Below are 8,355 nucleotides of genomic sequence, written 5' to 3' on the forward strand. Positions count from 1 at the left end.
GCCCCCCAGTCCGCCCCGCCCGAGGCCGTGCGTTTGACGGAAGGCGCAATCCGGCAGGTGAAGGAGGTCATCAAGGCCCAGGGCTTCGAGGGCTACTTCTTCTCCATCCGCGTCGTCCCGGCCGGCTGCAGCGGCCTGGGCTACGACCTGAACCTGGTCAAGGAGTCGAAGGCTGGCGACAGCGTCTGGGAGCAGGACGGCGTGAAGCTCGCCACCGACGGCATGAGCGCCCAGTACCTGGCCGGCACGGAGATCGACTACGTCTCCGCAATCACCGGCTCGGGCTTCAAGTTCAACAACCCGAACGCGAAGTCCTCCTGCGGCTGCGGCACCTCGTTCACGACCTGAGTTCCCGTCGTGGCGTGACGGGGTTCGCGACGGTCCACGCCTCCTGATGCGTGGACGGGTGCTCGCGAGCCGACACGAGGGTGGGTGTACCGCCCGCCCTCGTGCCTTCTCCATGCCGAGCGGGCCTCTTCAGGCCCCGGCGATGGGCTGCATCACCTTCAACCAGGACTGGTTCTCCTTCTGCCGCGCCAGTCGCTGGACGCGTCGCGCCTCGGCCTCCCGGAACGACTCGCGCTCCACGTCCGTCTCCATCAGCAGCGGCGGCACCGGCACGCGGCCGCCGTCCTTGTCGATGGCGACGAACGTCAGCAGCGCGCTGGTGGTGAGCGTGCGCTCGCCGGTGAGGGGGTTCTCCGCATGCACCGTCACGCCCACTTCCATGGAGGTGCGGAAGGCGGCCAGCACGCGCGAGTGGAGGAGCGCAATCCAGCCGACCTTGATGGGCGCGTGGAAGTGCAGGTCATCCATGGACGCCGTCACCACGACTTGCCGGCAGTGACGCTGGGCGGCCACCGCGCCGCAGATGTCGATCCACTCCATCACCTTGCCGCCGAACGCCGCGTTCAGGTTGTTGGCATCCGGAGGCAGGATGAGCTGGGTCATCACCACCTCCGTGTCCTTGGCTCGCTTGGGCGTCATGTCAGCCATCTCACACCTTCCGTCCTGGGACTGGGGGGCCGCGTGCGTGGGCCCCGGTGCCTCATGCCAGGAAGGTGGAGACGCGGTCCAGGAACTCCTCGCGGCCCCGGCCCCGGCGGATGTCCTGGCGTGACACGTCCATCACCAGGCACTCCACGCCGTACTTCTCCTGGAGCACCTGGGGGAAGGACGCGTAGTAGCCGTTGAGGCCTCGGAGGAACTGCGGGCGGATGCCCTTCTCCTCTTCGCGGCCCCGGGTGCGGATGCGCTCCAGCAGCACGTCCACGCTGCCGACCTCGAAGCAGATGACCTTGTCCGGGCGGATGATGTGGCGCGACAGGCGCTGGAAGTACTCGTAGTACAGGTCCAGCTCCGCGTTCGTCAGGTGCCCCAGGCCGTGCAGGTACTTGGCGAAAATCTCCGGGTCCTCGTACAGCGTGCGGTCCTGCACGCAGCTGCGGCGGTACGAGTGGATGAGCTCGTGGTGCTCCACGCGGCGGATGAGGAATTCGAGCTGGAGCGTGAAGGACCAGCGCGACATGTCCGAGTAGTAGTCGCGCAGGAAGCGGTTATCGATGACGGGCTCGTCGAACAGCTCGTAGCCGAAGCTCTGGCTGAGCATCTTCGCCGCCGTCGTCTTGCCCGCGCCGATGTTGCCCGACAGCGCCACGAAGCGCCGTCCCTTGGGCGCCTTCACCTTCGTCTTCTCCTTCTCCTTCACCTTCACCGAGTTCTTGGCGCGGGAGGCGGGGGCCTCGCGCCCGGGTGCTTCGGGAGCGGGCTTCGGGGCGGCGGCCGGAGCGGGGGACGGGCGCGAGCGCGAGGTGGCACGAGGCATGGATCCGGGGCTTAACCCGGCTTGTTGACGTCGTCCATTCGCTGCCTCAGCAGGTCCGGACGGTCCGTCATGATGCCGCCGACGCCTTCCTCCAGCAGCTTTCGCATTTCGTCCGCGTCATCCACCGTCCAGACGTTGACCCACTTGCCGCGCGCCGCGCAGTCGCGCAGGAAGTCCTCGTCCACCAGCCGCACCTCGCCGAAGTACAGCGGCATGTCGAGCACGGTGAAGCGCGGGTCCTCCGGCGGTGTCTCTCCGCCACGCAGCGCGATGACGAGCGCGGCCAGCGCATCGCGAGGATAGAAGTGACACGCGTGGGGTAGCCGGGCGACCAGGCGCTCGCCCACCGCGTCCTGCTCGCTGCCCATGCACACGCGCTCCACCGCGCCCTCGTCCTCCAACAACCGCGCGAAGATGTCCTCGTGACCGGGCATGTCCGGCTTCAACTCCACGTTGAGGCGCAGCGACGGAAAGGCGCGCAGCACCTCCCGCAGCGTGGGCAGTCGCACGCCCTGGCCCCGGAAGGGAAACGTCCGCCCCTCGTCCTGGGTGAAGCCGTACCCCGCATCCAGCTTCTTCAGCTCGGCCAGCGTGTACCCCGCGAGCGGGCCGAAGCCATCCGTGCAGCGCTCCAGCGTGTCGTCGTGCGCCACGATGACTTCGCCGTCCCGCGTCACGTGCACGTCGAGCTCCAGCATGTCCGTGCGGAAGCGCTCCACTGCCTGGCGGAATGCCTCCAGTGTGTTCTCGGGGGCGAGCGACGCGCCTCCTCGATGCGAGATGTGCAGCGTGGGCCGCAGTCCTTGGATGAATGCGGGAATGGCATTCATGGCTTCCTCGAATTCACGTGGGGGTGACCGACCCGGGGGCGGGGGCTTCCTTGCCGGCCCCCGTTGGCCGCCGGTATAAGGCCGACATACTCGGACCGACCGGCGTCGACTTCAACCATCGTGACGCCGCGACAAGAATGGAGAGACGAGACATGCAACTGCGCAAGACTCTTGGCGCGGCGGCGCTGATCACCACGGCGGTATTCGCTTCGGTGGCGGGCTGCTCCGGTCGCGACGATGGCGACGGTGAGACCCCTGACTCCGGCACGGGCTGTACCGGCGCGTGCGGCACGGACTCCGGCACGGATGCTGGCACGGACGCTGGCACCGGGCCCCAGGGCTGTCCCTCCCCGCTCCCCGCGGAGGGCCCCATTGGCGCCCTGCGCACCGCCGGCGAGCGCGGCCAGCAGGTCACCCTGGCCAACGTCGTCGTCACGGCGGTCAGCAACGTCTCCCGTGGCAGCGCGGGTGACTTCATCGCCCGCTTCTGGGTGGTGAACCCCTGCTTCCCGAATGAGGGCCTCTACATCGACAAGTTCTACACGGACCCCACCACCAACTACGAGCCCGTGGTGGGTGACGTGCTCACCGTGTCCGGCTTGTTCCGTCGCTTCGCGGCGGATGCCGGCGACAACACTCCCAGCACGCGTGACGCGTACCGTGCCGTGTTGAAGAACGACTTCCTGCTCGCGGTGCCGGGCAGCACCGGCAGGTTGACCATCACCAAGCACAGCTCCGGCCCGGCGCTGGCGGACGTCGCGGTTCCCGCGGGCTTCGGCAACTCCGAGGGCGGCGCGACCAAGCCGAACCCCCAGTTCGCCGGCGCGCGCGTCCACATCCCGGGCCCGCTCACCATCACCAACGCGCAGCCCCTCGCGATGAAGCAGCGCCCGGAGGATCCGGACAGCGGCACGTACCTGGGCTTCGAGGTCACCGGCGGCGTGCTGGTGGGGAACTACAAGACCTTCGGCACCTGCGACCTGCGCGCGACGGTGGAGGACGGCGGCACGGTGACGTTCCCCAACGGCATCCGTGGCGTGTATGAGACCTTCTCCAACCCGCCCTGCCTCGACGGCACCACGACGACGACCGCTGATGGCGGCAGCTCCTTCCGCTGCAACGCCAACGGCCCGGGCATCATCCCCGGCACGGCGAACGACTACACCTACGTCGTCTATCCGATGAACTGCGACCCGGACCTGGCCATCCCCGCGGCGCCGTGATTCAGGCCTTCAGCCCTGCTGGGATGATCCGCTGATTTCGCCGCCCCTCGCCCGTGTCGGGAGGGGCGGCTTCTTTTTGGACGCGGGCCCCAGGTCGGTGTCCGCTACCAGTCGATGTGGGCCCCCGGCTCCCCCAAGCGTTTGATTGTGGGTAAGCTCCGGAAAAGTCCAACCTGTCCCACCCTGTCAGACGCCTCGTTCCTTCCGTGAACTCCCCCCAGACGGCCATCCCGTTCGGACAGTACCTGTTGATCAAGCGGCTCGCCGTGGGTGGGATGGCGGAGCTGTTCCTGGCGCACCGTCCGCCGGATCCGGAGCTGGTGGTCCTGAAGCGCATCCTCCCGTATCTGTCGGAGGAGCCCGAGTTCGTTCAGATGTTCCTGGACGAGGCGCGCATCGCCGCGCAGCTCAGCCACCCCAACATCGTGCAGGTGCACGAACTGGGGAAGGAGGGCGACAACATCTTCATCGCCATGGAGTACGTGGAGGGCGTGGACCTCCGCAAGGTGGTGATGGAGGAGCTGAAGTTCGGCGCCACGGTGCCCTGTGGCGTGGCGGCGCGCATCTGCTCGCTGGTGGCGGCGGGGCTGGACTACGCGCACCAGAGCCGGGGCGTGGATGGCCGGCCGCTGGAGCTCATCCACCGGGACGTCAGCCCGCAGAACGTGATGATTGCGTACGACGGGCGCGTCAAACTGGTCGACTTCGGCATCGCCAAGGCCGGCGCGTTCATGGAGCGCAGCAAGCCGGGCGTCATCAAGGGCAAGTTCCTCTACCTGGCGCCGGAGCAGGTGTCGCAGGAGCGCTTGGACCACCGCGCGGACATCTACGCGCTGGGGACCATGCTGTACGAAATCACCACCGGCAAGCAGCCCTTCTCCAAGCCGACGACGGAGGGGATTCTCTACGCCATCCGCTTCGAGGACCCGACGCCGCCGCACCTGCTGCGGCCCGACTATCCGCTGGAGCTGTCGCGCATCGTCATGAAGTGCCTGACGAAGGACCGCAACCTGCGCTACCCGCGCGCCGCGGTGGTCCACGAGGAGCTGGAGAACTTCCTCGAGTCGGGCGAGCTGCAACAGAGCCTGGACGTGTCCGAGTACATCGCCCGGCTGATGGGGGAGGAGGAGGAGCGCACCATCCTCCACATCCCCGCGTCCAAGCCCGTGGGCCGCACCCAGGCCACCGTGCCGCTGGCGGCCAACCGGCTCTTGTCGGCCCCACCGGCCCGACTGGCTCCGCTGGAGGTCACCGCGCCGACGCTGTCGTCCACCACGCCCATGGCGGAGCCCGCCCCGAGCTCCGTCACCGTGGTGCCGGGCCTCACCGCGCGGCCCACTCCGCGCCGCGTCTCCGCGGAGGCCGTGCCGGCGGCGCGCTACGCGGACGAGGCGGAGCCCGCGACGCAGATGGCGCGCCCGCGAGAGCTGCCGACCGGGCCTCGGCGTGGAGAGCACGACGACGAGGACTCGGAGATGTCCACCGCCGTCCGGACCGCGCCCACCGGCTACTCGGTGCTGGTGGATCCGGATGAAGAGGACGCGGGGGACGGCGAGTCCACCATTCCGCAGCGGGGGCGAGCGCGCGCGCCCGTCACGCCACCTCCGGGCCCGCCGGTGCGCCGCTCCAGCACGAGCGCGGAGTTCCCTCCGACACCGCGAGGAGGGCCGTCGGCGGTGGAGCCCCTCACCGCGCCGCCGACGCCGGTGCGCCGCTCGGGCATGGGCCCCGCCGAGCCGCCGCGCGCCGTCGCTCCGCTGGAGCCGCCACCGTCGCCTCGCGCGGCCGTCTTCGCGGATGCGCCCGTCCTCAAGGCGCCTCCTTCTTCCTTGGATACGCGCAACCGCCGCGTGTCGCCTCAGCCGGCGCCCGCCGCCGCATCGCCCCGCAGGGTTCCGACGCCCGTGCCGCAGGACCCCCGGGACGTGGACATGGGCGAGCTCTCCGGCGACATGACGATGCCCATCCGCCGCCAGTCCATCCTGGACGTGGAGGCGTCGGTGTCGCTCACCACGCCCATGCGGCGCCTGTCGCCCTTGGACGAGGAGGCCTCCCAGTCGGTGTCGCTCACCACGCCCATGCGGCGGATGTCGTCGGTGGACGTGGAGTCGTCTGTATCGCTCACCACGCCGATGCGGCGGATGTCGTCGGTGGACGTGGAGGCCTCGCAGTCGGTCTCCATCACCCCGCCCACGGTGAGCCACCGCCATGCCTCGCGGCCGCTCATGCCCGCGACCCGGGGCGGCGGCCCCGCGGTGGGCGAAGAGGACGACCACTTCCACACCGACTCCAGCATGTCGGGTGCACTCACCAGTCCCACGGCCTCGCTCCGTGATGACGGCGAGGACGACGAGTCCACCGCCGGGTACGCCGGCTACGGCTATCCCTCCACGATTGCCACGCCCGAGCGCACGAACCCGCGCGGGCTGCTGCTCGCGATTGTCGGCGGGTTGCTGCTGCTGGTGCTGGGTGCCGTGTTGATCTGGGTCCTCTATGGCCGGTTCCGCGGCCCCGTTCCCATGTCGTCGCAGGACCTGTCGCGGCGGGCCATGGAAGGGCAGCAGGGGAACCCGCCTCCGGTGCGGGCCACGCCGCCGTCTCCCCCGGTGCAGCCCGCCGTCGTCGTCACCCCTGCGCCGGCACCGCCCCCGCACATCCCCGAGGCCATGCCTCCGTCGCCGGAACCAACGCCTGCTCCCGTCGCTGGCCCGCGGAACGGGGGCGCGGACGTGCCTCCTGCCGCTCCCTCGCTGATCGAGGTGCGCTTCGAGGCCCCGGCCAAGACAGTCCTTCGCCAGGAGGGGGGCTCCCGCCTGCCTGTCAACAGGCTGCTGACGCTGCCTCCGGGCCCCATCAAGGTGGCCTACGACTGCCCCGGACGACGCGCACCCAAGGGGTCGATTCCCTACCTCATCGAGCAGGCGAGCCCCGGTCCGCTGGTCCTCCACGTCCCCTGCAGGGCACGGCGCTAGTCCGGACGGGCACTTGCCCGTATGCGCGGGCCTCCCCCCGGAACGGACACGTGGGACTGGGTGGGCTTGAGTGCCCTTAAGTCGTTGGATTTCCTAGCTTTTCCGAGTCGCGCGCGCATTGCGCATGTCAGACGGGGCCGTAGAATCCGGCGCTCCATGGCGCGCCTCAAGAAGCAGAAAAACATCGTGACGAAGCGGAGTTACACGGCCGGACGGGTAGTGCGACAGCTGCCTGTCGCGCCCGAGCCGAACCGGCTGGTGAAGGTCTGGAGACGCGTGCTCGAACGCCGCCTCCGCACGCGCTTACGCGCGAAGGTGGCGGTGGAGGTCCACGACAACACGCACACGATGCTGACCTTCCAACGTCACCGGACCATGTGGCGGCTGCGGCTGCACCACATGTTCCTGGCGGCGCCGGATGACATCGTCCAGGCCCTGGCCAGCTTCGTTCGCAAGGGGGACCCGGAGGCGAGCGTCTTGTTGGACCGCTACATCGAGCGCAACAAGATGTACATCCGGCGGCTGTCTCCGGCACAGATGCGCAAGCGCATCCGGCTGGAGCCCTTGGGTCAGCATCATGACCTGGAGCGCATCTTCGAGCGTCTCAACGAGCGCTACTTCAGCACCCGGCCCATCGACGCCGCCATCACCTACGGCCCGGCGCCTCGGGTGAAGGGACCCCGCAAGAGCATCAAGATGGGCTCCTACTCGGCGGACTCGAAGGTCATCCGCATCCATCCCGCGTTGGACCAGCCGGTGGTGCCCCGCTACTTCGTGGAGTGGATTGTCTTCCACGAGATGCTCCACCACATCTACCGGACGCGGAAGGGCGACGACGGGCGGCGCTGCATCCACCCGCCGGAGCTCATGGAGCACGAGAAGCGCTTCCACGACTACGCGCGGGCGCAGGCCTGGGAGCAGGAGAACCTGGACCTGCTGCTGCGCGCCCGTGTCTCGCCGGACTGACGTGCCGGGCGGCCCGTCCTCCCCAGGGCTCAGGGGAGGATGAGGCCACCGGGGCTGCGCCGCTCCTGGGTGGGGGCGGCCTCCGCGGGCGAGGGTGCCCGGGTGCCTGGAGCGCCCGCCTCTCGCCGGGCCGCGGCCTCCTGCCGGGCTCCAGCGGCGGCGACCAGTCCCACCACCTTCTCGAACAGGTGCTCGGCGAAGCGGGAGTAGGGCTGGTCGGCGCCGTGGAAGAGGCGCCGGGCCTCGCCCCGGGCGATGTCAGCCTCGCGGGGTCGGCCGGTCCGCTCGAAGAAGTCCGCCATCCTCCACAGCCTCAGGGCGTAGCGCCGGGACATGTCGGGGGTGAAGTACTCCTGTGTCACCGCTCGCACGGCGCCCTGGAGCTGGTCCTGGCGCTGTACGTCGCTGAGGGCCAGGGGACTGACCACCACCTCGTCCAGCTTCGCGAGCAGGCGCTGGGTGATGGACTCCGGCGGGAGCCACGCAGCCAGCTCCGGCGTCTCGTGCAGCACGTCTCCCTCTGTCTCTTATACAAATCT

General features: G+C 69.4%; 8 protein-coding genes. 4 read left to right on the forward strand and 4 right to left on the reverse strand.

The genetic code is table 11. From position 1 onward, the window contains the following. Positions 1-348 (forward strand): iron-sulfur cluster assembly accessory protein (locus HUW62_RS43590; RefSeq protein ID WP_176437805.1); only part of this gene is annotated, 348 nt, incomplete at its 5' end. A 129-nt stretch (positions 349-477) separates the two neighbouring features. On the opposite strand, the gene HUW62_RS43595 is transcribed toward HUW62_RS43590, so the two are convergent. From HUW62_RS43595 to HUW62_RS43605, 3 genes are read right to left on the reverse strand one after another with little or no spacing between them, the layout of a single operon-like run. Further along, on the reverse strand, positions 478-996 hold the full coding sequence (locus HUW62_RS43595; RefSeq protein ID WP_163868336.1) for an acyl-CoA thioesterase: 519 nt from the start codon (positions 994-996) through the stop codon (positions 478-480). A 52-nt stretch (positions 997-1,048) separates the two neighbouring features. After that, the gene (locus HUW62_RS43600; protein WP_176437806.1) at positions 1,049-1,825 is read right to left on the reverse strand and encodes a deoxynucleoside kinase; all 777 of its coding nucleotides are present in this window, start codon (positions 1,823-1,825) and stop codon (positions 1,049-1,051) included. Between the two features lie 11 nt (positions 1,826-1,836). After that, positions 1,837-2,655, reverse strand: coding sequence for a glycerophosphodiester phosphodiesterase (locus HUW62_RS43605; RefSeq protein WP_176437807.1), 819 nt, complete (start codon positions 2,653-2,655; stop codon positions 1,837-1,839). A gap of 152 nt (positions 2,656-2,807) precedes the next feature. Here HUW62_RS43605 and HUW62_RS43610 point away from each other — a divergent pair, with 152 nt between their 5' ends. The 3 genes from HUW62_RS43610 to HUW62_RS43620 all read left to right on the forward strand — a co-directional run bounded on the left by HUW62_RS43610 (position 2,808) and on the right by HUW62_RS43620 (position 7,816). Then, the gene (locus HUW62_RS43610) at positions 2,808-3,878 is read left to right on the forward strand and encodes a hypothetical protein (RefSeq protein ID WP_163868339.1); all 1,071 of its coding nucleotides are present in this window, start codon (positions 2,808-2,810) and stop codon (positions 3,876-3,878) included. Between the two features lie 206 nt (positions 3,879-4,084). Next, a complete protein-coding gene (locus HUW62_RS49755; protein WP_368670628.1) occupies positions 4,085-6,850 on the forward strand; it encodes a protein kinase in 2,766 nt (921 codons plus the stop codon). 156 nt (positions 6,851-7,006) lie between these two features. Next, positions 7,007-7,816 (forward strand): hypothetical protein, encoded by an 810-nt coding sequence (locus HUW62_RS43620; protein ID WP_163868340.1) that lies wholly within the window; start codon positions 7,007-7,009, stop codon positions 7,814-7,816. Positions 7,817-7,845: 29 nt separating this feature from the next. Here HUW62_RS43620 and HUW62_RS43625 read toward each other — a convergent pair whose 3' ends face one another. Then, complete coding sequence (locus tag HUW62_RS43625) at positions 7,846-8,328, reverse strand: hypothetical protein (protein WP_176437808.1); 483 nt, start codon at positions 8,326-8,328, stop codon at positions 7,846-7,848. Positions 8,329-8,355 lie beyond the last annotated feature (27 nt).

It is taken from the genome of Myxococcus sp. AM011 (assembly GCF_013372595.1).
GTDB lineage: Bacteria > Myxococcota > Myxococcia > Myxococcales > Myxococcaceae > Myxococcus > Myxococcus eversor.

Excerpts from the sequence above, each read along its gene's own strand:
- HUW62_RS43595 (WP_163868336.1), bottom strand. The coding sequence starts at position 996 with ATGGCTGACATGACGCCCAAGCGAGCCAAGGACACGGAGGTGGTGATG.
- HUW62_RS43600 (WP_176437806.1), bottom strand. The coding sequence starts at position 1,825 with ATGCCTCGTGCCACCTCGCGCTCGCGCCCGTCCCCCGCTCCGGCCGCC.
- HUW62_RS43605 (WP_176437807.1), bottom strand. The coding sequence starts at position 2,655 with ATGAATGCCATTCCCGCATTCATCCAAGGACTGCGGCCCACGCTGCAC.
- HUW62_RS43610 (WP_163868339.1), top strand. The coding sequence starts at position 2,808 with ATGCAACTGCGCAAGACTCTTGGCGCGGCGGCGCTGATCACCACGGCG.
- HUW62_RS43620 (WP_163868340.1), top strand. The coding sequence starts at position 7,007 with ATGGCGCGCCTCAAGAAGCAGAAAAACATCGTGACGAAGCGGAGTTAC.